General features: G+C 44.4%; 21 protein-coding genes, 6 pseudogenes and 1 riboswitch. All 27 genes and pseudogenes read right to left on the bottom strand.

Annotated elements, in window-relative coordinates; genetic code table 11:
* Positions 1 to 62: 62 nt before the first annotated feature.
* Positions 63 to 779, bottom strand: a complete 717-nt coding sequence (locus NXM86_RS05715; RefSeq protein ID WP_375216833.1) for an AIR synthase related protein — start codon at positions 777 to 779, stop codon at positions 63 to 65.
* Complete coding sequence (locus tag NXM86_RS05710; RefSeq protein WP_081188248.1) at positions 772 to 966, bottom strand: hypothetical protein; 195 nt, start codon at positions 964 to 966, stop codon at positions 772 to 774. The genes NXM86_RS05715 and NXM86_RS05710 overlap by 8 nt, the downstream gene beginning before the upstream one ends.
* Positions 920 to 1537 carry a cob(I)yrinic acid a,c-diamide adenosyltransferase gene (locus NXM86_RS05705; protein WP_498958732.1) on the bottom strand — a complete coding sequence of 206 codons (618 nt, stop codon included), beginning with the start codon at positions 1535 to 1537 and terminating at the stop codon, positions 920 to 922. Before NXM86_RS05705 ends, NXM86_RS05710 begins: the two co-directional genes overlap by 47 nt.
* Before the next feature lie 14 nt (positions 1538 to 1551).
* Positions 1552 to 1968, bottom strand: coding sequence for a bifunctional adenosylcobinamide kinase/adenosylcobinamide-phosphate guanylyltransferase (locus NXM86_RS05700; protein WP_062677593.1), 417 nt, complete (start codon positions 1966 to 1968; stop codon positions 1552 to 1554).
* Positions 1902 to 2555 carry a histidine phosphatase family protein gene (locus tag NXM86_RS05695; RefSeq protein WP_015864335.1) on the bottom strand — a complete coding sequence of 218 codons (654 nt, stop codon included), beginning with the start codon at positions 2553 to 2555 and terminating at the stop codon, positions 1902 to 1904. The genes NXM86_RS05700 and NXM86_RS05695 overlap by 67 nt, the downstream gene beginning before the upstream one ends.
* Positions 2513 to 3301 carry an adenosylcobinamide-GDP ribazoletransferase gene (cobS, locus tag NXM86_RS05690; protein WP_089097867.1) on the bottom strand — a complete coding sequence of 263 codons (789 nt, stop codon included), beginning with the start codon at positions 3299 to 3301 and terminating at the stop codon, positions 2513 to 2515. Before cobS ends, NXM86_RS05695 begins: the two co-directional genes overlap by 43 nt.
* Positions 3298 to 3857, bottom strand: a pseudogene (locus NXM86_RS05685) (bifunctional adenosylcobinamide kinase/adenosylcobinamide-phosphate guanylyltransferase). The gene cobS and the pseudogene NXM86_RS05685 overlap by 4 nt, the downstream one beginning before the upstream one ends.
* The gene (cobD, locus tag NXM86_RS05680; RefSeq protein ID WP_498958731.1) at positions 3854 to 4924 is read right to left on the bottom strand and encodes a threonine-phosphate decarboxylase CobD; all 1071 of its coding nucleotides are present in this window, start codon (positions 4922 to 4924) and stop codon (positions 3854 to 3856) included. Before cobD ends, NXM86_RS05685 begins: the two are co-directional and overlap by 4 nt.
* Positions 4881 to 5852 (bottom strand): adenosylcobinamide-phosphate synthase CbiB, encoded by a 972-nt coding sequence (gene cbiB / locus NXM86_RS05675; RefSeq protein WP_498958730.1) that lies wholly within the window; start codon positions 5850 to 5852, stop codon positions 4881 to 4883. The genes cobD and cbiB overlap by 44 nt, the downstream gene beginning before the upstream one ends.
* Positions 5849 to 7333 (bottom strand): adenosylcobinamide amidohydrolase, encoded by a 1485-nt coding sequence (locus NXM86_RS05670; protein ID WP_498958729.1) that lies wholly within the window; start codon positions 7331 to 7333, stop codon positions 5849 to 5851. Before NXM86_RS05670 ends, cbiB begins: the two co-directional genes overlap by 4 nt.
* Positions 7333 to 8385 (bottom strand): FecCD family ABC transporter permease, encoded by a 1053-nt coding sequence (locus NXM86_RS05665; RefSeq protein ID WP_498958728.1) that lies wholly within the window; start codon positions 8383 to 8385, stop codon positions 7333 to 7335. Before NXM86_RS05665 ends, NXM86_RS05670 begins: the two co-directional genes overlap by 1 nt.
* A complete protein-coding gene (locus tag NXM86_RS05660) occupies positions 8351 to 9307 on the bottom strand; it encodes an ABC transporter substrate-binding protein (protein WP_062752783.1) in 957 nt (318 codons plus the stop codon). The genes NXM86_RS05665 and NXM86_RS05660 overlap by 35 nt, the downstream gene beginning before the upstream one ends.
* A gap of 129 nt (positions 9308 to 9436) precedes the next feature.
* Positions 9437 to 9651, bottom strand: a riboswitch (cobalamin riboswitch).
* A 130-nt stretch (positions 9652 to 9781) separates the two neighbouring features.
* Positions 9782 to 10395 (bottom strand): annotated as a pseudogene (locus NXM86_RS05655) (PH domain-containing protein).
* A 286-nt stretch (positions 10396 to 10681) separates the two neighbouring features.
* Entirely contained in the window at positions 10682 to 11599 is a 918-nt protein-coding gene (locus NXM86_RS05650; protein WP_498958727.1) for a DUF7916 family protein, read from the bottom strand.
* Positions 11600 to 11686: 87 nt separating this feature from the next.
* Positions 11687 to 12436 (bottom strand): annotated as a pseudogene (locus NXM86_RS05645) (glucose PTS transporter subunit EIIB); the annotation flags it as partial.
* A gap of 58 nt (positions 12437 to 12494) precedes the next feature.
* Positions 12495 to 13742, bottom strand: a complete 1248-nt coding sequence (locus NXM86_RS05640; protein ID WP_012749019.1) for an RNA-guided endonuclease InsQ/TnpB family protein — start codon at positions 13740 to 13742, stop codon at positions 12495 to 12497.
* 241 nt (positions 13743 to 13983) lie between these two features.
* Entirely contained in the window at positions 13984 to 15066 is a 1083-nt protein-coding gene (locus tag NXM86_RS05635) for an RNA-guided endonuclease InsQ/TnpB family protein (protein WP_012748925.1), read from the bottom strand.
* 124 nt (positions 15067 to 15190) lie between these two features.
* Positions 15191 to 15595 (bottom strand): annotated as a pseudogene (locus NXM86_RS05630) (PTS transporter subunit EIIC); the annotation flags it as partial.
* 17 nt (positions 15596 to 15612) lie between these two features.
* Positions 15613 to 16341: a GntR family transcriptional regulator gene (locus NXM86_RS05625; protein ID WP_498958725.1), complete on the bottom strand. Its 729-nt coding sequence runs from the start codon at positions 16339 to 16341 to the stop codon at positions 15613 to 15615.
* Positions 16338 to 17093: a glucosamine-6-phosphate deaminase gene (gene nagB / locus NXM86_RS05620; protein WP_062677605.1), complete on the bottom strand. Its 756-nt coding sequence runs from the start codon at positions 17091 to 17093 to the stop codon at positions 16338 to 16340. The genes NXM86_RS05625 and nagB overlap by 4 nt, the downstream gene beginning before the upstream one ends.
* A 17-nt stretch (positions 17094 to 17110) precedes the next feature.
* A complete protein-coding gene (nagA, locus tag NXM86_RS05615) occupies positions 17111 to 18283 on the bottom strand; it encodes an N-acetylglucosamine-6-phosphate deacetylase (protein WP_062752787.1) in 1173 nt (390 codons plus the stop codon).
* Positions 18284 to 18458: 175 nt separating this feature from the next.
* Positions 18459 to 20252: an ATP-binding protein gene (locus NXM86_RS05610; RefSeq protein ID WP_171699242.1), complete on the bottom strand. Its 1794-nt coding sequence runs from the start codon at positions 20250 to 20252 to the stop codon at positions 18459 to 18461.
* A complete protein-coding gene (locus NXM86_RS05605; protein ID WP_285755962.1) occupies positions 20252 to 20974 on the bottom strand; it encodes a response regulator transcription factor in 723 nt (240 codons plus the stop codon). Before NXM86_RS05605 ends, NXM86_RS05610 begins: the two co-directional genes overlap by 1 nt.
* 115 nt (positions 20975 to 21089) lie before the next feature.
* Positions 21090 to 22277: a c-type cytochrome biogenesis protein CcsB gene (gene ccsB / locus NXM86_RS05600; RefSeq protein ID WP_498958724.1), complete on the bottom strand. Its 1188-nt coding sequence runs from the start codon at positions 22275 to 22277 to the stop codon at positions 21090 to 21092.
* Positions 22261 to 23921: pseudogene (gene resB, locus NXM86_RS05595) on the bottom strand (cytochrome c biogenesis protein ResB). Before resB ends, ccsB begins: the two are co-directional and overlap by 17 nt.
* 13 nt (positions 23922 to 23934) lie before the next feature.
* A pseudogene (gene resA, locus NXM86_RS05590) lies at positions 23935 to 24458 on the bottom strand (thiol-disulfide oxidoreductase ResA).
* 103 nt (positions 24459 to 24561) lie between these two features.
* Complete coding sequence (rluB, locus tag NXM86_RS05585) at positions 24562 to 25293, bottom strand: 23S rRNA pseudouridine(2605) synthase RluB (protein ID WP_498958723.1); 732 nt, start codon at positions 25291 to 25293, stop codon at positions 24562 to 24564.
* Between the last annotated feature and the right edge of the window lie 37 nt (positions 25294 to 25330).

The raw sequence follows: 25330 nt of genomic DNA, 5'->3' as shown, positions 1-25330 counted from the left end.
AGTTTCTTCGCAAAAAAAGGAAGAATATTTACGGAATATTCTTCCCTTTCATCTCTACTAATCTATAAGCGCAATTCGATCGAAAAAAATAAATCTTTTACCATCTTCTTTATTTCTTCTTCCATATGAGGATCATAGCTTATTAATACAGAAGTAGCCGGACCGGATGAAGCAAAAAGCGGCAACAAGCAGGAACAAGAGAAAGAGGAAAGACCGTTGTCCTGAAGCAACTGTTGCAATTCATAATAAATTCCTTTTGAACCAACCGGAACAATTTCATAAACATACGTTTGTCTCAATAGTGCTTGAAATAACGAAAGAGAAAGCATACGTTCCTTACGCTTCAATACTTCATCTCCAACAAGCGGCTCGCCGATTACCGCAAATTTTGCATCTTTTGGTGTTATTCCGACCCGTTTTCGCTCTGTTTGTACCGTACCGACAACCGTTATTCCAACAGCGGACTGCAACGTTGGAAAATTCGTTTCACTGCTCCCGATGACCGGAATGTCTATATGCAATTCTTGACACGTCCTGCGGATGCCATTGCAAAGTGTTTCCCACGCTTCATCATGCACAAAATTTTGCAGCACCACGGCATGCGGCTTCGCTCCAACACTCAATACTTCCATGAATGCAACGCGCGCAGCAAAATACGAAACGACATCATATGGAGCGTGTACAACATCCTTCTCTTTCTCTCCAATTGCTGCCGAACCATCCGCCGCAACCACTAACTCTATGCCATCATAAAAAGGTATAAACAATACATCACGCACGTGGCATCTTCTCCGATTCCATGATTGTCCATCTCCAAAGCACCGGAATAACGAGTGAGGAAACGATGATGTTTGCAAGTGTTGCAATAGCCAAAGAAGGAATAATCGCTAAAACAAACGCTTTACCCATCACCGATAAACTAATCAACACAATTGTCGCGGCAAATTGTTTCCGGCTTCCTATCATTTTTCCCCTCCTTATCCCGAAACACGATCGCGCTCCGTTCATATTCGACGTCTTTTACTCCCAAACGCGCATTAATGACGCGGGCGACAGCAAAAAAGTAATCAGATAAACGATTCACGTATTGCAATACAATTTCATTAATCGGCTCCTCTTTGCTTAATGACACGATGCACCGTTCCGCTCTTCTTGTTACCGTGCGGGCGACATGAAGCGCCGCCGCAGCTTTAGAACCGCCAGGCAAAATAAATTTTTCAAGCGGCGGAGCTTCTTTCACATATTCATCGATGCGCGTTTCCAAAAATGTCACCATATCTGCCGTTACTTTGTACGGAATCTTCCCATTCACAATGGCCAAGTCGCCGCCGCAATCAAATAATTCATGTTGAATTTTTTGCAATTCAGCGTAAATGTCTTGAAATTTCTCATCATTTAACAGCGTCATCGCCTGCCCGACAAATGAATTTACTTCATCTAGCGTCCCGTACGCCTCCACACGCAGATGATCTTTATCGACACGTCCGCCGATTAAACTCGTTTTTCCTTTGTCACCTGTTCTCGTATATAGTCTCATATCGTTTCTCCCCCTTATTTCATTCGTTCTGCTAATCCGCACCAAACACGATCGACGCGGTCGCAAAGCTGAACCAATTGCTGGTAACACCAGCCGGTTACATCGCGCCATAATCGTTCTTCTTTTTCCACCGGGACAACCCCCTGTGTAATGTCAGAACCAATCCACACAACCGTTCGTCCGGAACTTTGTCGTTCCCACTCATGCCATATTTGAAACATGCGTTTCCAATAAGCTAAATCTGGAATACACCGAATCGCTGCTTCCAATCCTTCCATCACAACGATTCGTTCGAGTATATTCGCATCTGGCTCGCCATATTCGCATTCATATCCGTTATACCAAACGACATCTTTCCGTTCTGTTATTCGGTAGTAAGTGCACGCCCATTTTCGTTTTCCTTGAAAAGCACCTCCGACAATGAAATGCATCGTTTTTTCTCCTTCCACCTCTCGAGCGTCGATTGCAGTGTATACCCGCCGCCAAATGGCACCGCCCATTCCCAAAACGACCGTTCTTGCGGAGCGTAGCGCTCCAATACGTAACGAATCGGGCCGCCATGCGTGGCGACGGCGACATGTTTCGCATTTGTTTTCTCGGCAAGTATGATCGTTTGTTCCAACGCTTGCTCCACTCTTGTTTGAAATTGTTGATAGCCTTCCCCGTTGGGAGGAACAGTCGAAAGCGGGGAATTCAACCATTTTTGATACTCTTTTATTTCTTTCAACTCCAAAAACGTTTTTCCTTCCCAGTCGCCAAAATGCATTTCCCGCCATTGCGCCATTTCGAATTTCGCGCCGGAATAACTTCGAAACAACAGCTCACACGTTTGCCGGCACCGCAGCAAATCGCTTGATACAAGCAAATCAACAGGCGCAAAAAGCTGCAAGTCTGCTTTAAGAAGCCGCGCTTTTTCTTGCTCTGCAAGCGGTACATCCGTATGCCCGATATATCGTCTTGCTTCATTTTCCGGCGTCATACCATGACGTATGAACGTAATAGCCAAATCATACACCATAGCCACGTCTCCACTCCTTCGACAAACGCCCCAAGCGCATCACCGGTAATGCCGCCAAATTGTTTTTCAAAAAACAAACGCGCAACGAAAACAGCAAATATTGTCCCACACGCTAAAAATATAACGGTTTTCCAAACAGAAAAATGGGCGGCGCATAAACACGCGAGCAAACAGCTGCCAATAATCATTGCAACATGCGCATCGTAACGATCGGCATGTTCCCGAAAAGCAGCGGCCATGCCAGTTTGTTTTGCTGGTTTTCCATAAATAAGCAGCCATGCCATCGCCGTTCTCGACAACACCGGAATAACGGCAATAAGGAATATATCAAAATCGGAACATATTGTTTCAAACATAAATAAAAAGCGAAATGAAAGCAAAAACAAAATCGATAATACCGCAAACGCTCCAACACGCGAATCGCTCATGATTTCTTGACGCCGCTTTACATCCCGATACGAAAAAAACGCATCGCTTACATCCATCCAACCGTCCGCGTGCAATCCGCCTGCGATCCAAATAGATAGCCACATGAGGGAAAGCGCAAGAAACAATGGCGAAAGAGAAGAAAACGAAGAAAACATGAAGTACGTAACAGCTTCAATAACGCCAATCAGCGCACCGATAAGCGGAAATGCGCGGACAGACCAGCGTGCCGTGGCAGCGTTCCAATCAATCTGCTTCCGAATAGGAATCACCGTTAAAAATTGAACAGACAATAAAAACCCGCTCCAAACCGCTTTCATGACAATGATTCTCCTTTTTTCACAACAGCTATGCCATTCTGCGCCAAAATGGCGATTTGAGCGTTTGCGACAATTTGTTGATGAAGCCACCCAAGCGTTTTCATAAAATGATATGTCCCTAAATCATCCGGACTCCTCCAGAAAATAATTCATTCGAGACAATGATTAACGCCTTGCACGCTTTTTCTAATTGCTGTAACACAATCCACATTTGTCTTGCCTTATGAAAACAGTTCGCTTCCTTTTGCCAGCTTTCATCAGCAAACAATTCGTTAGCAAGCCAGTTCGTTATACAATCAAGCAAAACAACGTCGCTTTTTGTAAAAACAGGAATCAGTTTATCAAGCCGCACCGACTGTTCCCATGTGATCCACTTCATCGGTTGTTTCTTTCGCCGCTTTTGGTGATGATCAATCCGCTGTTTCATTTCGTCATCAGACGCTCGTGCCGTTGCGATATAGTGTAAAGAACTTTCTGGAGTTGCCAGCTTTTGTACATAAGTTTCAGCAATTCGGCTTTTTCCGCTTCGGACACCCCCGCTAATAAACACGATCATTGCGCCCACCGCCTCAGCACATGCAGCAATTGATCATTTTCTTCCTTCGTCTTCACCGCTAAACGCAAATAATGGCCGTCAAGGCCGCGGAAATTCATCGTATGGCGCGGTACAATCCCTTTTTGTAATAAATGATAAAGCAGCGCTTCTGTGGAACGGTTTGGCAACCGTAATAAATAAAAATTAACGACCGATGGCGAAACATAATACCCATATTCGCTTAATATCGTCGTTATTCGCTCCCGTTCACTGGCAATCATCCGCTTTGTTTGTGCGACAAACTCGTTCATCGGCAAAAAATGCAACGCCAGCTGCTGGGCAAGTCTACTTACGCTCCATGGCGGCTGCAATGCTTTTACTTGCGCAATGACTTCCTTATTGGCAACCATATAGCCGATACGCGCCCCGGCTAAATGATGGATTTTCGTTAATGAACGCAAAACGATCAGATGGGAAAAGTCGTTCACCCACTGCAATGCGGTAAAGCCATCGATCCAAAAATGATAAAACGCTTCATCGATGACAACAAATGTCTCTGCCTTCTCCGCTGCCACAAGCAACGCATATAGATCTTCTTCCGTCATCACCGTTCCAGTTGGATTGTTTGGATGGCATAAAAAGAAAGCATCAACATCCCCTAATAACGTTGTTAACTCACTTAGATTATATTTCCAGTTGCTTTCCTCATTCGAGACAATCGAAACGATCTTACAATGGTGCGCCTCACAAGCGCGGCGATATTCAGAAAACGTCGGTTCCGCAATTCCAATTCGTTTTCGTGAAAATAATTGTCCTAGCAAATGAATGCATTCCGAAGCGCCGTTGGAAATCAGCACTTGCTCTGGTGCGATTCCTTCGATACGCGCAAGTAAATCAACTAATAAAGAAGCATCCGGGTCTGGATATTCCATCGTCCAACCGCAAAAATCAGCTTGTTTCGGCCAAAGCGACAGCGGCAATACATATGGATTTGTGTTGACACTAAAATCAACGTAAGTTTCTGGAATTGGAATCCCAAGATGCTCATATAATTGGCGGGGATTTGCTCCATGTGCTGGCAAATTCAATCAATATCCCTCCTACGAACAGCAATATCGCAAACGATAAAACCGTAACGAGCATAATCCGCACTGCATGGCGAATATGTTCTTTTTTTAGCGGAACGAGCGGATCGCCGATCGTCGGCCGGTGCGAAACGATTCCGTTATATGTGTTCGTTCCGCCAAGCTGCACGCCTAAAAGCGCCGCCATCGCCGATTCTAGCCATCCGCTGTTTGGACTTGGATGTTTGCGAGCATCGCGAAAAAGCACCCGCAAGCAATAACGAAGTCGCTTTCCGCTATGGACAAATATCATCACCATCGCCGTAAGACGAGCAGGCACATAATTGACCACATCATCCAAGCGCGCTGACGCCCAACCGAATTCGCGATACGCCTCATTTTTATAGCCGAGCATCGAATCACACGTATTTACGGTCCGATAAAAAAGCGCCAATGGAGCCCCGCCGATGAAAGCGTAAAACAACGGCGCGGTAATTCCATCGCTCGTATTTTCCGCCACCGTTTCTACACAAGCGCGCACAATTTCCGGTTCGTCAAGATTTTCTGTATCCCGGCCAACAATCATGCTTAATTCGCGGCGGGCCTTTTCGATTTTTCCTTGTTCTAAAGGAATGAGTACATTCCAGGCAGCTTCTTGTAAACTTTTTGTCGCAATCGTCGTAAAAATAAGGACCGCTTCCATCATAACGCCAAATATCCATGAAAGAGAATAACTGATATATACAACAAGAGACGCCAGGCAGTAAACCATTCCTGCTACGGCCGCGACGGTAATAATCCCTTTCATGCGCCGATATCGCCCTTGATTAAGCCGTTTGTCGAAAAAGGAAATGAATGATCCGATTCCACGCACGGGGTGCGGAAGCCAACGAGGATCGCCAAACAACCAATCCAACACAAGCGCCAGAGCAATCGCCAAAAGATGACTCACAATGATTCCCTCCGCTGTTTATAACGGCGAAGGGCTTCCTTTGTCGCTTCATAAACGGTTCGCCCGATCGCTTTTCCAATCGGTGTGATCGTGCCAGCATAAGGAAACGTTGCTCCTGTTTGTGTCGCGGCAATCGCAATGCAATCCGTCGATGTTCCTGTTGCATAGGTGCTTGTTTCAGGATCGACAATTTTTTCATCGTATAATGCTTTTGTTTTTGCTTCCGTCGCCGTCATTAAAGCCTGCACATAAGCGGCATCCGTCAACGTTCCGTCGATAAATACCATAATGTTAATCGTGCCGACTTTTTGGCTTAATTCCTCTCGTTTCCACGCTTGTGCGGCATCAACGGCATTTCCTACTCCAGCGGTAACAACGGTCCATACAGAAAACGCATCATGTTTCTCATACATGCAGACGGCATCTTCGACAGAAACAGCGGTCATCATTCCAATCGTTTTTTGGACGGGAAAGCCGCGGCGACGTAAATAATGTTTCATTTCCGTTTCCGCATCTTCGCAATCATAATCTTTTGAAACTTGACGATTGACAAAATGAGTCGCCCATTGAAAGCCTGATCCGACAAGCGCGGAAGATAACACCTTAAGCGGCTCGGTTGCGGTTACAACGACGCAGTCCTCCAACATTGTCCACGCGAATCGTTCGCGCAGTTCGTTATGTTGTAATATCGGAAATTGCCATTCCCGTAAAAACGCCATAAGCGGTTTAGAGACGGTCGGATGTGCTTGCCTGCTTACGGACGCGTGAAATACAGAACGGAAAATCTCAGGTTCCATCAGCTCTTCCGGCGTCCCTAGCGCGACTACCTCCCCTTTTTTTAACATTAAAAGCCTGTCACAATATAAACTAGCGATGTTAATATCATGAAAAATCGCAATAACCGTTAACGCTTTTTCCTTCGCCGAGCGGACAAGCTGGTCCAATAGCTTCATTTGCTGGGTAATGTCCATATGATTGGTCGGTTCGTCTAGCAATAAAAGCTGAGGCTGCTGCGCAAGCGCTCTTGCTAAATAAACACGCTGACGTTCTCCCCCACTCAAACGGTCAATCCCTTCTTCTGCTTTTTCCATTAGCCCAACTTCTTCGATTGCTGTTTTCACCACTTGTTCATCTTCTTCCGTCCATGTCGGAAATAGACCGCTTTGATGGGCATATCTTCCAAGTTCCACTGTTTCTTTTACCGTATATCCGAATGCCGCATCAACCGTTTGCGGAAGCACCGCGGCAAAACGAGCCCATTCTTTTTGCGAAAAAGAACGAAGCGGCCGGCCGTTTACTGTTATGCTTCCGTTTTGTAATAACAACTCCTTGCTTAACAGTTTCAATAAGGTCGTTTTCCCGCTCCCATTTGGCCCTAAAATCCCAAATACTTCTCCCTTTGCTACGGTAAACGTTACATCATGAAGCACTTGTTTACGATGATAGTGGTAAGAAACATGGTTTACTTCAAGCACATTCATCACGTCTTTCTTCGCATTCTTCGAAAAAATAGTAGTGCAAATAAAGGTGCGCCAATCAATGAGGTAATTACGCCGATTGGCAATTCTCTCGGCGAAATAATCGTGCGTGCCAATAAATCAGTAAGAACGAGAAAGGCACCGCCATACAATAGGGAAAGCGGCAACAGAAGACGATGGTTCGGACCACAGACGAGGCGAACCATATGTGGAACGACCAATCCGACAAAACCGATCGTTCCGGAAACAGACACCGCCGCGCCGGTTAGCAGCGAAGCACCGGTTAAAATCATCACTTTTCGCTTCAACACATCGACCCCGATATGCATAGCGGCCGACTCCCCAAACGCAAAAGCGTTCAGTTCGCGCGCATTAAAAAGCAGCATGATCACTCCGATGAGAAAAAACGGAAGCATCATCATCGTATATTTCCATCCGCGCATCGCTACGCTCCCCATCAGCCATGCAATAATTTGCCGCAATTCTTCTCCGGTTAGTGCAATCATTAAGGAAATAAGTGCGCTGAAAAACGCCCCGAACATAATTCCAACTAGGATGATGGTCTCTACGGACATTTTTCGCTCCACCGCTCGTGTAAATAAAAGAACAAGCACGAGCGTCACAAGGCCAAATATAATGCTGACAATAGGAAGCGTAAATGTACCAAATAACGGTAATTGAATACCGAAGAAAATGACAAAAACAGCACCGACAGAAGCACCTGACGACACGCCGAGCGTATACGGATCGGCAAGCGCATTTTTTAACAGCCCTTGAAACCCAGCTCCCGCGACCGCCAGCGATGCCCCGACAAGAAACGCAAGCACAACGCGTGGAAGGCGGATCGCCATCACGATTTGCACGAGATCATCGGGAACATCGCCGGGCAACGGCAACCCAAACGAGATCGAAAAAATAATCTTGATAATAGTAGAAAAGGGAATCGATAGAGAACCTATCGATATCCCCAGCAAGAGCGAAGTAATAACGACCGTTATTGCAACTGCATACATCCATATATTACTTAAAAATATCCGGGTAAATTGTTTTTGCAAGTTCCTCTACTCCTTCGATCAAACGTGGACCTGGACGGCTTACTAAGTCTGTATTTACATCATACACCCGTTTGTTTTTCACCGCCGGGACATCTTTCCAAGCAGGACGGTCCAACACTTGCTTCGCTCCGCCGTATGTTGTAATAATGACATCCGGCTTGTACGCGACCGCTTTTTCTTCCGTAACCATCGGCCACCCTTCTAAATCACCGGCGACATTTTTCGCGGAGATCGCCTGGAGCATCTCATCAATAAACGTTCCTTTTCCAGCTGTATAAATTTCTGGAGCTGGTGATATTTCGACCCATACTTTTGCTTGATCTTCCTCTTTAATTTGCTTTGCTTTTTCTTTTATAGCTTCTAATTTTGTTTTCATATTTTGGATGATTTCTTGTGCTTTGTCCGCAGTTCCTGTCGCTTTGCCAATTAATTCGATGGAATGATATACATCATCAAACGTTTTCGCGTCATAGACAACCAATACAGCAATACCCGCATCTCTTAATTGCTGAAGCCCATCTTTCGAGTTATGTGCGCTAGACGCATGGGCAAGTACTAAATCTGGCTTCAACGAAATAACTTTTTCTACATTAAACTCTAAGCCGCCTATTTTTTCCTTATTTTTTACATCTTCCGGATAGTTATCAAAATCGCTGACGCCAACGATTTTGTCTCCTAATCCCAACGCATAGGCAATCTCTGTGTTGCTTGGAATTAAGGAAACGATTTTTTTTGGCTCAGACTGTATCGTTACATCCTCGCCTAATCCATCTTTTACCGTTACCGGAAACGCCGCTTGTTCCGTTTTCGGTTCTTCTTTTTTTGCAGGCTCTTTGCTTGCGTTCTCTCCATTACATCCAAACAAGAAGCCAAATGTAAGGATGAATACGAGCAACATGACATACTGTTTCCATTTTTTCATTTTTTGTTCCCCCTTCTTTATGTAAAATAAAAAAACTCATTCCTAACTCGGAATGAGCGAGAAACGGCAATATGTATACACGAAGGCAGCCACCGTTGCCGTTTCCTCATCTCACCCCCCGAAGATAGGAAACTATAAGCGAACAAGGCAGGTCTACTGACTCATGCTTCATCCTACTCTGAACCTTCCCATACGGCAAACGGCGCTTGCCATTCCACCGTACAGTGGCGATTTCATTTCGTCAGCATTTACAGTTGCGGGGACAGTTCTGGACTTTCACCAGATTCCCTATTAAGCCATTAGGAGCGAATCGCTCCATTCGGCACCTTGCCGCTATTGTATAAAATTGTCGAACAATTGACAGTTATAATATTAAAGGAAGAAAGATCGTTTGGCAATAAAAAATTCAAAGTTTCATTGTTTTCAATTCATTAAAACCCCCGAACTTTTAGCGATTCGGGGGTTACAATGCAATTAATTATTAATATACCGTTCAAACACAAAGCCGAAGTCTTTCACCGTATATTTTGTTTTCGCGTCAACGAGCCATTGAAACGCAAGTTCATTCACCGCTTTGAAATCGGCAACGAAATTATTTGTGTCACTTTTCACTTGCCCGAATACGTTTGCCGTCAATTCCAAACTTTTATGCGCGTACTCGAGCTTCGTTTTGTTTTCATGGCAAAGCTCAGAGATGGCGAGCAGCGATTTATATAAATCTTTTAGTTCTTCTAAATGCTTTTTATGGACGTCAATCGAATAGGCATGGGCGCCGATTTTAAACTTAATCTCCACATCTAAATCGACCGTGCCTGCCGTTTCGAGCGACACGTCGGAAATCGTATGTTTGTAATAATCATAGCGGCGCAATACGCGTTTTTTGCTTGTTGCGCTCGTGCCATCCAAATGAATAAGCGCTTTATTGGTAAAGCAATACTCATCCGACTTCGATTTAATTAAGAAATAAATCTTTCCCCGTCTTCATGCATCACGTAATCATCGGCATCGACTTTATCATAGTTTTCCGGTTTAATAACCGAGCCGATATCGCTTAATCCAAGCACATCGGCAGCGACTTTTCCAAACATAGTATAGCTCCTCTCATTTTTCATGATTATTTGTTTTTTGCGAGAAACACCCATCGCAAATAATGGTCCCTTCTTGCTGAAGGAAAGCCTTAATTTCTACCATTCCTCTGTACACCGGATACCTCATGCGCACATAGATCGGTTCATTTTTTTCTATCGGCTTCCCGCAGACGTAACAAGTTGGAGACCGGGAAAACATGTGATTTTCCTCCTTTTTATTCTTATTAAAAATATACGTAACAAAAGAACCACAAGTTTCATTCATGGCATAAAAATGTCGTTCATTTTATCGCAGCGGCGATCTTGCCATACGAATATACGTATGGCGTTTGCCACGAATGGCAATCGAATACGTCATAATGTTTTCCGGAATGGCGATGCCATGATAACCGGCGTCTCCGATATGATACAGGTCGGCTCCTGCCATTTTGCTTGCGAGCGCGATTTGGCGGATCGTATGTTCATCCGCTCCTTCCTGGCTTGTGCCGATCGTAAGCATAACGAGCGCGCCATGTTCGTGGGCAACCTGAACTAGCGTTTCCGTTTTTTCTAAGGTCACACCTGGTACAGTTCCTGGCGCCGGCATAAGAACTACATCAGCTCCGGCACGAATAAAACGCATAACGATTTCTTCGGATACAATGCTAGCTCCCGTTTCGCCGGCCACTCCAGCTGCGTGCATTTTTCCCGCGATAATGAGACCGTCTTCTCTAAAAACGGCACGTGCGGTTTCGATCGCGCGGATAATTTCATTATTTGTCACACCTGTTTTCGGATTTCCGGTTAGGCAGATAAAATCGAAACCTAGACGTTTTGCTTCTTGCAGTGATTCTTCTGTTGCCATCCTTCCTTTTGGAAGAGAAGCAAGACTCTCTAACTGCCTCGCGTTCGGGTCAACAGGCTCCAAATTGACGCCAATTGGACGTCCTGTCAGCTGCTTTAGACGTTCCACCATCTGATTCGGCTCATTCGTATCCAAACCGTTCACAACCGGCTGAAACACATCGAACATATTCAACAATAGCAAATCCGCCCCAAACGCGGCCGCCAATTCTGCATTTGTCACCGCTGGATAAAGCGGCGCAAAGGCTCCAATGACTTCCGCGACGATTACCCTTCCTTCTGACGCTTGAATCGATTGTTTTAATTGTTTCCCAGTCATCTTGCGAAAATCAGAAGCGCTGCAGTCCAACAGCCGTTTCATGGAAACACTCCCCTTATTGTATTATGATCCTCGTATGCTAGCATTTAGCCCATTCCAATAAAGGAATGGGCCGTCCATTTTACTTTTTTATAATTTTTTCAGTGCATTTGCTAAAAATTCGACATCTGTACCAACAACGACTTGCAAATCGGTTTGATTCAGACGGAGTACGCCTTTCGCTCCTAAACGCTTCAATTCAGCTTCATTGACTTTTGACATATCATTTACTTTTAAGCGCAAGCGTGTAATGCAATTGTCAATTTGCGCAAGATTTTCTTTACCGCCTAATGCCTCCATATATTTTGCCGCAAGATCTTCGTATTTTGCACCCGATTGCGACACGCCGCTGCCGATAAACTCGCCCTCTACCTCATCTTCGCGTCCCGGCGTTTTCAAATCTAGCTTCGTAATAAGGAAATAGAATACAACGAAATAGACAATCGCATAAATGAGTCCTTGAACGATTAACAAATAAGGTTTTTGCGCAATTCCGTAGTTTAAGAAAAAGTCAATCGCACCGGCTGAGAAAGTAAATCCATGATGAATGCCGAGCATCGTCGCAACTGCCATCGAAAGACCTGTTAACACGGCATGAACAACATAAAGAAGCGGGGATAAGAACATAAATAAAAATTCAATCGGCTCGGTAATTCCTGTTAAAAACGATGTGAACGCCACTCCAAGAAGCGCTCCGGCTACCGCTTTGCGCCGCTCTTTTTTTGCCGCCGCAATCATTGCAAGCGCCGCTGCTGGAAGACCAAACATCATAATCGGGAAAAATCCTGCCATGAAAATACCGGCATCTGGATCGCCCGCAAAGAACCGCCGTGAACTACCCCCACTTAATTTTCTAGCGAAAATTTGAAGTGGGGGCTTCCAAAGAAGTTTGACTGCTTTAAGCAATCCTTATTCTTTGAGGCGTGTCCACTTCGCCGCTAGAGCATAAGACACTCAGGTCTACAGCTTTACTTTTCTTTAAGATGTTTAATGCGCCATTGACATCAGCATTGATTAGTTTGCCAGACTTTGTTCGATACAAGCCGCGCTTAATACGTTTGCCACTGAACTTATATTCTTTTGGATTGTCGGCATTATATTCAGGAATCTCATCCCCGTCAAAAAAGCTGGCTTTAGACGTATATGACTCTTCCTGTTTGAAGAATTTAATGCCGTAAAATTTACAAAGATACTCTAGTTTTTCTTTTATATTACCGAGAGGAATATTGACAAAGTTTTGATTTGTCTTTTTTCCTAGATTCATATTGCGCTGCAATGTTTCCGCATAGCCAATGACAAGTTTGCCAATTTGATTTTCAATACAGTAGTTTATGATGTAACGGCAAGTCTTGTTGATATAATCATTCACTTTATTATTGCGATTCATAGCAAGCAAAGCTTGTTTACGGGTTGTACCTTTGATTTTTTGCTTATCTTTAATGCTTTGAAGTCTGGCATTTTCTTTGTTAAACCATTGATTAATACTTTTTAATCTCCGCCCATCAATGATGAACGATCTGCCGTCTGATGTGACACAAGTGGCAAGATTATTCACTCCTAAATCAATCGCCAGTGCTTTTTGGTCATTTAATTCTCTTTGATCTTCAGGCATTTCATATTTGTACTGAATCTCAAAGAACCTGGCATGATGTTTAGGAATGATTTCAATCTGCTTAATCTTTTTGTCCAGTAACACAGGCGGAATCGTTATCGTGATAGGCTTGTGAGTCTTTTTAAATAGGCGAGAATACGGTATCGTAAATTTGTTGCCGTCTATACGAATTTGACCAATGATTAGTGAATGAAAGCCATCTTTTTTAAGATATTTTGGGATACTGATAGCCTTGTAGTCATATTTGCCTTGTTTGGCTAGTTTTACTAAGCCAAAGAAAGATTTAAAAGCCTCATTAACCTTTTTTAAAATTTGCTGTGCCATGTTGCTGTTTAACAGCTTATAGTTTTCGTTCGTTTTGGCAAGATGATAGTTTTTCTCATAATTAAGAAATTCCTTGTGTTCAAAATAGTATTGTCTGACATTGTACAATCCGACGTTGTACATGTTCTTGGCAATATGGCACAGTTCTCGAAGAGTCAAGTATTCTTCTTTGGTCAAACCATTTAGCTGTTGTTTGATACAAAAATACATTTTTTCACCTCCCATCTAACTATATGATACTATATTTTACTGAATCTATCCTATTTTCAGCAAAATATAGTTAAGGCGATTCATCTCCCACTTACTCCGCTTCGCTTCGTTGAAGTGGGAGTCTTCTCGCCTAATTAAGATAAATCTCCTGTTTTTCCGTTATACTCGCCAAACACAAACCATACGAAGCTATTTAAGACGTCAACTACCCAACGGCTAAAGCCATGGGCTTGCAGCTAGCCTAATTGGCTGCCGCGTTCGGCTGGTTGACAGCAGCCCTGCGGATGTTTTCCGCAGCCACGTTGTCGGCAGGGGCAGCGTACCCACAAGCTCGACAACAAAACTGATCCCTTGACGGTCTGTTTTCTTTGGCCACATGTCCGCAAACCGGACAGGTGCGGGAAGTATTTTTTGGATGAACCAATACCACCGGCACGCCAGCGATCGCCGCTTTATACTCAATAAACTTTCTCAACTGATAAAAAGACCAAGAAGAGTGTTGACGACGCTGTTGCTTTTTAACCGTTTTCTCGGTGCGTTGGCGGATGCCCTTTAAATCTTCAAGGGCAATGCCGCATCCGAGTGCCTTTGCCTTTTCAACAATCTTCTTGCTAATGCAGTGGTTCACATCACGGGCAAATAGTTTTTCCTTCTTGGAACGCTTTTTAAGCAGGCGTTTCGCTGACTTGGTGCCTTTCTTTTGGAGTTTGGCGCGAAGTTTCGCATGGCGGCGGCGCAGCCCGTTGACCTTCGAGCCGGAAAATACCTCACCGGTGCTATCGACAGCGATATTCATGATGCCAAGGTCCACACCGATAAATCCGTTTTCGGAATTGGGCTGGCCTTCGGGAACGTCCACCACGAGCAGTAAATAAAAAATACCGTTTTGAAGGACTAAATCGGCTTGCCCCCGAACACGGTTGCCGCACAGCAAACCTTGATGGTAGCGGCTAATGACCATAGGGATTTCCATTCTTCCTTGCAAGGTAAGGATGGAAGCATACTCTAACCCTTTAAAGGACAGGATTCTTTCATCATACACGATGGCACCGGTTTCTTTAAAGTTATGCAAGGTTTTTTTATCCAAACGATAGCTTTCCGACACTTTGCCGATGGCACGAACGGTCATTTGGGCAGAGAGGCCGAATTTTTCCCTGACGTCATAGTAGCAAAGCCGCTGGATTTTCGTTTTGGAAAAGGTTCTGGAGCGAAAAGCAATCTCGCTAATATAGTTGCATGCTTGGTTAAACCGTTTCATTGTTTCCAGCAGCGCATGAAACTGTTCAAGAGTTGGCATTAATTTAATCTTGAGAGTGCAGAGCATTCTTGATTCACCTACCTTTCTAAATCCAGTGTACTTATATTGAACGAAAAATTCAATATATACTGAAAATATAAACCCCGCCTTCCTCCCACAGCTAAAGCAGTGGGCTTCCGGCGGATGTTCTCGTGACAATCGGAACAAATCGCTTCCCGCCAAAAAAGCCAAGCCAATCCGGCAGCTTGATATCATGATAGCGGTTATATAACAGACCGGCAATGACACCGGAAAGGATCCCGCCTAGTACAGACATGTTGATGTCTTTATCAATGGCCGCTGTTCCTTTCGTTAATACAAAGTAGCCAATCGCGCCGGCAAGCGCCGCGGCGCCGCTTCCGTCTTTCGCGAACCCGACAGCGACCCCGATCGCAAAAATAAGCGCTAAATTCGAAAAAATGGCATCCCCTGTCGCCGCGATAAACGGAATATCCAATAAATCTGGCTGTCCTAGCCGAAGCAACAACCCCGCTACCGGCAAAACAGCAATCGGCAGCATTAGAGCTTTTCCAAGCCGTTGTAAAAATCCCAACATAGAAACTCCCCCTCTTTTTATTTTGCGCGTTCCATCTCAATCGTGAATTTGTAGCGGTCGCCACGATAAACCGATTTGACGACTTCTAACGGCTGCCCGTTGTCTAAATAGCTTCTGCGCAGCATTAACAACACAGGCGCGCCTTCTTTCACTTGCAGCAGCTCCGCCTCCATCTTGCGGGCAACAGATGCCTCCAGCACTTGCACGGCGGAGCGAATGGACAAACCTGCATTTTTTTCGATAAACTCATAGACGGAACCGCTTACAATTTCACGCGTTAATGCTGGAACAAGCGAGCATGGGATATAAGACGTTTCCAGCGCCATTGGCAACCCATCGGCAAGACGAACGCGGCGGATTTCGTAAAGATCCGCTCCTTCGCGGACGTCGAGCAGCTGTGCTAACGACGTACTGGCAGGAACAATGTTGAAATCGAGCACATTTGTTCCAGGTTCCATGCCACGCGCGCGCATATCTTCCGAAAAACTTGTAAGCCCTTTCAGCGGCTGTTCGATTTTTGTCGCGGCAACAAATGTTCCTTTGCCGCGTTTTCTTACTAAATATCCATCATTCACTAAGTTATTGATCGCCTGTCGAACAGTCATTCGGCTAATGTCGTATGTTTCTGCCAGTTCCCGCTCGGACGGAATCATTTCTCCCGGCTTGAGCTGCCCTTTTTCGATCATTTCTTTAATTCCTTGCTCTAATTGATAGTAGATAGGAAGCGGTGAGTTTTTGCTAATCATTTTGCATACACCTTTCGTTTTTCATCTGGTACAAGCGACAATGCATCTTGATCAGCAATTACCGTGACGTTCGGATGAGTATGAAGCACCGATGCCGGCACATCTGTAGTCACGGTTTCTTCGAACAGCTTCGCCATAATTGGCGCTTTCGCCGTTCCTGACGCTAATAGCAATATATGACGGCTTTTCATAATCGTTGCGATTCCCATTGTAATCGCTTGGCGCGGTACATCATCTAAAGATGGAAAAAAGCGGGCATTCGCTTGCCGTGTTGATGGCGCCAGCTCGACTACATGCGTCGGTGCCGAAAACGATGTCCCCGGCTCATTAAAACCGATATGTCCATTTCTTCCAATTCCTAACAGCTGTAAATCAATTCCTCCCAAACTTTCAATTAGCTGTTCATAGCGTCGACATTCCGCCTCCACATCATCGCTTGCTCCATTTGGAATATATGTTTGCGAAAGCGGGATATCGATATGGGAAAATAAATGTTGATTCATATAGTAACGATAGCTGTTCGGGTGATCGGGTGACAAACCAATATATTCATCTAAATTGACCGTACGAACGTTTCGATAAGATGTTCCATTTTGGCGATGATCCTCGACTAATTGTTTATATGTGCCAAGCATTGTCGATCCCGTAGCAAGACCAAGAACGGAATCAGGTTTTTCCTTTACCTGGGCAATAATGATGTCAGCCGCCTTTTGGCTCATCTCTTCATAGTTGGCTGCTTCAATTAATTTCATCGTCCGATCCCCCTTTTTTATTTTGAATAGGCAAGTTTACCACGGCATATCGTCATCACAACATGATGCTGTTCGTCTAATACGACAAGATCAGCGTCTTTCCCGGCGCGGATGCTTCCTTTTTTGTCTGAAACGCCTAACTGCTTTGCCGGATTCCAGCTAGCCATGCGGATAATATCTTCCAGCGTACAGCCTGTAAAAGACATGATGTTTTTCACCGCATCGCCTAATTTTAAGATGCTTCCAGCCAATGTGCCATCTCGTAATGTTGCTTTTTCTCCTTGAACAATGACGTCTTGGCCACCAAGTTCATATATACCGGCGCCGAGACATTTCGCGCGCATCGCATCCGTAATTAATATGAGACCATCACAGCCTTTCATTTTGTACGCAAAGCGGACCATTTCCGGCGCAACATGAATTCCATCGACAATTAGTTCACATACAACTTCATCGTGCATAAGAACCGCTCCGGCAACTCCCGGCTCGCGATGATGAATACCGCGCATGCCGTTGAATAAATGAGTGGCATGGGTCACTCCTGATTGAATGGCGGCGGTTACTTGTTCGTAAACCGCATCGGAATGACCGATCGAGGCGACGACACCAGTTTCTTTTAAGTATGCCGCAAGCGCCAATCCATTCTTTTCTTCCGGCGCCAGCGTGACAAGACGAATATGTCCATTCGCGATGTTCTGCCATTTTTGAAATAGTTCGATGTTTGGTTCAATAATATTTTTTGGATGCTGCGCTCCCGCTCGTTTTGGAGAAATAAATGGACCTTCTAAATGAATGCCAAGCACCTCTGCTTCTCCGGGTGGATTGCTGCTATATATATATTGCGAAACGTTTTGCAAAGCACGTTCAATATTCGCAATCGGTGCGGTCATCGTCGTCGCTAAAAAACTCGTTGTGCCTTCCTTTGGCAATGTTTTTGCCATTGTGCGCAACGCTTCGTCTGTCGCATCCATTACATCGGCTCCAGATGCCCCATGGATATGGACATCAATAAACCCTGGTACAACGGAGAAGCTTGGGTCAAGCTCTATCACCTCCGCTTCACTAGAAGCTGGGCATGAGGACATCGGCCCTACTTCAATCACTTTGTCTCCCTCTGTCAGCACATATCCTTGCTCGATTTTTCCTGTTTCCGCATATATAACCGCATTTTTAAGCAACCATCGTTTCACTGATTATTGCACCTTCTTTCTATATAATTATATTAACATCATATCATCTAGTTGTCTATACCACTCTATATTTTGTATCGTTCGAAATAAACGCATCATTACTCATTAGCTTCCCTATTCTTTTTCGCTCTGCCATCAAAAAAAACAGCCCCCGCTGCTTAGGCAAGGGGGCATATTATGTTTCATGCGGACCATTTGGCAAATAAAACGTAAACGTCGTTCCTTCATGAAGCTTGCTATGAACGGAAATCGTCCCTTTATGGGCCTCAACGATATTTTTCGCAATGGCAAGGCCCAATCCCGTTCCCGAGCGGCCGCGCGTACGCGCCTTATCCGCTTTGTAGAAGCGTTCAAACACAAACGGCAAATCTTCTTCTGGGATGCCGGAGCCGGAATCTTGGACATGAATCGTGACGCCGTCTCCGCTTCGCTCAACAATGATCTTGACCATTCCGTTTTTATCCGTATGACGAATCGCATTATCAATTAAATTCGTCAAAACTTGCTCGATCCGGTCTGGATCCATCGTAATTTGGATATCCTCATTTTTAAACTCCGCCGACAAATCAATTTGTTTTTCTTTTGCTAGCCCTTGGAATTTGCGAATAATCCGCTCAATATACGGAACGAGCTGAACGGTTTCGTAATCTAATGTAATATGCCCCGCTTCCATGCGCGCCAAATCAAGCAAGTCATTGACAAGACGGCCTATGCGCAACGATTCGTCGTAAATCACTTTTGCCATTTCTTTCTTTTCTTCATCCGTTGCCGCAATATCATCAATAATCGCTTCGCTATACCCTTGAAGCATCGCAATCGGCGTGCGCAGCTCATGGGAAACGTTGGCGACAAAATCTTTGCGAAGTTTATCCAAGCGGCGTTCTTCCGTCATATCGCGCAGCACCGCTACCACACCGCGTACAGTCGTTTTGCTGTAAAGCGGCGTCATCAAAATCACCCATGTCCGTCCTTGTAGCGACAATTCAATCGATTGCTCTTTCTCCTCGCGGACAACACGAATAAATAACTCTTTTACTTGCGGCGGCAGCGGAGCCATCGTTTCCGCACCGTTTCCTTGCTCAAAATACCATGCTTGCAAAAACCGCTCCGCAGGCGGATTCGTAATTAATATTTCGCCATCGCGATTAAATGTAATAACTCCATCGGCCATACTGCTTAAAATGCTTGCTAACTGCTCCTTTTCCTGATTTAGGGCATTAATATTAAACTGCAGCCGTCTGCCCATCTGATTAAACGCCATCGCCAAGCCGCCAATTTCATCATCCGTTAAAATTGGCACCTTTGTATCAAACTTGCCTCGCGCCACTTCAAACGCTGCTTGCCGCATTTTCCGCAATGGAGCGGTAATACGGGTCGATAAGAAGAAGGCAAAAAATGTTGTTAACACAATGGCGATAAATGCCGCAAGAAAAATTAACTTTTTCGTTTGCCTTGTTGTATCTTCAATTGCCTGCAATGATTGGTAAATAAATACTCCGCCCCGATTTCCATTTGCCATTTCAAGCGGCACGCCAACAATAATCACATCACTGCTATATCGACTTCTGCCGGTTTGTACGTTTGGCAAATAGGTTTTCTTTTTTACGTTTTTTCCTTCTGTCAATACTTTTCGCAAATCTTTATCTTGCTTAATGAATGATAACGGCAGATCCCGCAATTCATCGTTTGTAGGAGAATACCAGTAATGCGATGAATCAACAAAAATAACAGCTTTAGACATATTACCGACAAGCGTCCATGCAATGGAACGGGCCAGTTTTTCGTCTTCGTAATCATGTATTACTTCCGATATTTTTGTTGCTAGCTGAGTTAATTCTTTTTCCGCTTCTTGCACATAATAATTTTCAAAAAATTTCAATAAAAGAATCGTAAGAACAAATAACACACACGAAACGAGCAATAATATAGTAACCCATAATTTCCCGACTACGCTGCGAAAAAGCCACATTAGTCATTCACTACCTCAAATTTATAGCCAACCCCCCAAACGGTTACGATCATCTTTGCCGCCGTTGGGGAGACTTTATTCAACTTTTCACGCAAACGTTTAATATGTGTATCTACCGTGCGCAAATCGCCAAAAAATTCGTAATGCCATACTTCTTTCAATAGCTGTTCACGGTCAAATACTTTATCTGGAGATCTTGCTAAAAATAAAAGCAACTCGTATTCCTTCGGAGTTAAATTCACTTCCTGACCGTCAACCGTTACGCGATGGGCATCGTTATCAATTGTTAAATGTGGAAAAACGAGCACATCTTTTGCGGTCGTGTCAGCAAGAACATACATTGTATTCGCTGCACGCCGCAACAGCGCTTTTACGCGCAATACGACTTCGCGTGGGCTAAACGGCTTAACAATATAATCGTCTGTCCCCACTTCAAACCCTTGAACACGGTTCGATTCTTCCCCTTTTGCTGTCAGCATAATAATCGGGGTTGCTTTCTTTTCGCGAATTCCTTTGCATACCTCAATGCCGTCCCTCCCTGGCAGCATGAGGTCAAGCAAAATGACATCATAGTCGTTTTCGAGCGCTTTTTCGAGCGCGTCATCGCCGTTATCGGCCTCATCAATGATATAATTTTCGCGCTCTAAATACATTTTTAGTAAGCGCCGAATGCGTTCTTCATCATCTACTACTAAAATTTTGACTTGTTGATCTTTATCCATAGAACATCCTCCCTTGTTCACTATTGTACAAAAATTCATGGCATTTATCCACATTATTGTAAAATAAGGATGCCCAAACCTCGGGGCATCCTTTTATCCCAGTTACGCTGCTTCGTCATGTTCCGGCGTATGAATGCAGCCCGGCAATCACTAAGTTAACTGCGACTAAATTAAACATAATGATCGCAAAACCAATGACCGCAAGCCATGCCGATTTTTCACCGTGCCATCCTTTTGACAAACGAAGGTGCAAAAACGCGGCGTAAAACAGCCAAGTAATAAGCGCCCATACTTCTTTCGGGTCCCAGCCCCAAAATCGAGTCCACGCAATTTGCGCCCAGATCATTGCAAAAATGAGCGCTCCAAGCGTAAATACGGGGAATCCGATCGCGACCGCTCGATAACTGATTTCATCCGTTAAATCTAAGTTTACGTTTTTGACAAGCGGCTGCAAGGCAGCGGCGATCCGCTTCCGCAGCACGAGACGGAGCAATGCATATAAAATCGCGCCCCCGATTAGCGACCAAATCACCGTATTTAATTTTTTCGCATTGATAATTGCCGGCATATAAACAAGCGGCTCAAAACGATCGGCGCTTTCTTTCACTAGCTTTCCTTCATGCGGCCCGACTAATGCAGGCATATGATAAACGACTTCCGCCTGTTGCTTGTTTTTATCGATCCATGTAAATTTTGCTTCATAGTCCGCAAGGCTGAATGCTGTTGATACAAGCACAAAGCCGAGCGTCGTAATTAAGCAGAACATGACGACTTCCAGCCAAAATGTTCGCTTGCTTGGCTTGGACTGGTCCACGACACGGATTAAATAAATGAGACCGGCAACAAAGCTAACAGCCAAAATTGCTTCTCCCGCCGCGGCAGTGGTCACATGGATATGTAGCCAGTCGCTTTGCAATGCAGGAATCAGCGGCGTAATTTCGCGCGGAAACATGCTGGCGTAAGCGATCACCAATAAGGCGACTGGCAGTGCGAATAAGCCGAGAATGCTTATTTTATAAATAAAATAAATAATGATAAAGGCGGCGACAATCATCATTCCAAAAAAGGTAGTAAACTCAAACAAATTGCTGACCGGGGCATGTCCCGCTGCAATCCACCGTGTAATAAAGTAGCATAATTGAGACAGAAAACCGATAATCGTCGTGATAATTCCAAGTTGTGACCAGCGATTTTTTCCCGTTCGTTCCTTTCTTTTATCGCGAATCGCGCCGCCGAAAAAAAACGTTCCAATTAAGTAAAGAATAAAAGCAATATATAGTAACGTGCTACTGAGCTGCGCCATGCATTTGCCCTCCTTGTCCCGCTTTTGTCTCCTCATCCGCCTGATCGACCGGCATCGCTAATCCGGTTCCGTCAAGGATGCGGCGAATTTCATTTTTTAAACCAAACCAGTTTTTATTCGTATGCGCAGCAAGCCATACTTCGCCATTGACGCGCTGCAGCCAGATGCGGCGATGGTTCCAATACATTCCTTGGATGAGACCAATCATAAAGATCGCTCCGCCAACGCCTAAAATCCAAAGCGTAAAGTCGCGGCGTACAGTAAGTCCTGATACGTTTCTCGTCTCTAATCCAGCAAACTCCATTTTATACTTGTTATCCCCGAACGGTTCAATCGTTTGCTGAATGGCCACAAAGCTTACTTCCCCTTTCGGCTTGTCCGGGGTAAACATTTAAACACGAACGCCGGATTGTTTGGAACTTTTGATTTTGTAGCCGGATTCCCTTCCTCATCAAAATAAAAATCAGGGAAATAGCTTAATAGTTCTACACGATAACCGTTGCCAAGGTTGTAGGAAGATTTCGGATTGTGCAAATCAATAACGACAGTGCCAAACGATTTTCCCGACGTTTTATCGGTTAATTGAAACGCCATTTTATACGGCTCGTTTTGTTTAAAATCGACTTGATATAGCGCGTAATGATCATATTTCAACGGTTCGTTGACGCGAATCTTATACTCTTTTATTTTTTTCAGCTTCGGTTCTGCGCCGGCGACAACCGGGCCGACGCGTTTATAAAGCACGACGTTCGTTTGATAGTTTTTCGCTACCGTGCCGTTGCCGACGCGATCAATCGCCTCATTAAACACTTCATTTTCCTTTCCTTTTTCATATGTTTCAAAAATGAACTTTTCGTTCTTTAAGAAATACTTCCCATTTGTCCCAGGTATTTCTTTCGTTTCTCCTTCGCGAATCCACAACACTTCATCCACATACATGCCCGGAACGAAGCGAAGCATCGCCCCGATTAAGAAAATAATTAATCCAATATGGTTGACATACGGACCCCAGCGGGAAAAACGGCCTTTTTCCGCTAAAATATTGCCGTTTTCTTCACGGATATGGTAGTGGCGCTGCGCCAATTTTTCTTTCACGCGTTTTAGCACATCATCAACATCATCGACTTTCGAAACACTAAATAGCCGCTGCTTCCGAAAAAAGTTCGGATGTCTTGTGACGCCTTGTTTTTTCAACGCGCGATAAAGAGGAATCACACGGTCTAAACTGCAAATGACGAGCGATACGCCGATTGACGCAATTAAAAGCATATACCACCATGACTTATACAAGTTATTAAATCCGAGCTTATAATATAATTTTCCTGCCCATCCGTATTGATCGGCATAATATTCAGCCGGGCTAACGTTCGGCGGAATGTACATTTCCTGTGGAAAAATCGTTCCGATCGCTGAGGCGATGAGTGTAATAACAATAAGCGCCACTCCGACCTTCACGGAAGAGAAAAACGCCCAAATTTTATCGATAATGGTCTTATTATATGTTTGGGAACGGCGCGCGCTTCCTTCATAGCGCATGTCCAAAAGCTTTTTCTCCGTGTTTTCCTCAAGCGGTTTTCCGCATGATTCGCAAAAAGCAGTCCCGTGCGGATTCACATGGCCGCATTCGCATTTGACATGTTCCATTTGGCAAAACTCCTTACGGTTTAATGCTTTCCATATATTGCTTGACCATTTCTTCTGTCATCGATCCAGTGATGATTTTTTTCACTTTGCCGTTTTTGTCGATCAAAAAAGTTGCTGGTAATTGATCAACATCGTATGCGTTCATGACTTGATCTTCGCGGTCAATCATGATTGGAAACGTCAAGCCAAAGCGGTCAGCGAATTTTTGCACGTTCAACTTCGGCTCGCCAACATTGACCGCCAATACTTCGACCCCTTGTTTTTTATATACGCCATACTGCCTGTTTATGTACGGCATTTCCTTTTCGCACGGCTTGCACCACGTTCCCCAAAAGTTCAAGACACCCCTTTGCCGCGATAATCCGAAAGACGGTGTTCTTTTCCATTTAAATCTGTCAAGACAAAATCCGGTGCCGTTGAGCCAACTTTTACCCTTGCTTTTTCTGTGAAAAAATTGGAATAAATCGTGTATCCAACCGCCGCCAATAACAGTAACAAAATCACCATTCTCATAACAAGCCGCTGTTGTTTTTTCATTTTTCAAACCCCTTAAAATTGTAATATCCCATTTTTCATTATAACAGTGTTTTTTATCGTACAAATTGATATTATATGAACGTTATGTGACAATGTAACCGTTTTATTTTCCGCCGCCCGATAACGCGAGCGCGCGCAGCTGCTTTACTTCGTGCGGTTTAAGTTCACGATATTCACCAGGGTTTAACCCTTTTAAATCGAGAAAAGCGTACCGCTCCCGCTTCAATTTCAACACGCTGCAGCCAATTGCCTCAAACATGCGGCGAACTTGGCGGTTCCGTCCTTCATGAATGCGAATTTCGATAATGGCTGTTTGTTTTTGTTTATTGTGAGAAAGCAGTTTTACTTTTGCCGGCGCGGTCATGCCGTCTTCAAGCATAATTCCTTTTTCAAGCTGCTTTAATTGTTCCCGTGTCGGAATTCCTTTCACTTTTGCGATATATACTTTCTCGATTTCGTAACGAGGATGCATTAATAAATTGGCAAAATCCCCGTCATTCGTAAGCAAAAGAATTCCGGACGTGTCATAATCGAGACGGCCGATCGGGTAAATGCGTTTATCGACATCTTTGAAAAAATCGGTTACGACTTTCCGGCCTTTATCGTCTTTTACGCTTGAAATAACCCCGCGCGGTTTATAAAGAAGATAATATACTGGCTCCTCCTTTTCTACCGGTATCCCGTCTACTTCCACTTTATCTTGGGGACCTACTTTCACGCCAAGTTCGGTAACGACTTTTCCGTTTACCTTTACTTTTCCTTGTAATATGAGCTGTTCTGCTTTCCGTCTTGATGCGATTCCTGCACGAGCAATAACTTTTTGCAATCGTTCCATCACTGTTTCACCTCTTTCATCATCTTACTCTTTCGAT

This window comes from Geobacillus sp. CX412, from assembly GCF_027942335.1.
Classification (GTDB): Bacteria; Bacillota; Bacilli; order Bacillales; family Anoxybacillaceae; genus Parageobacillus_B; species Parageobacillus_B toebii.
The sequence above is the reverse complement of the archived record's forward strand: the minus strand, read 5'-3'. Positions and strand labels throughout refer to the sequence as shown.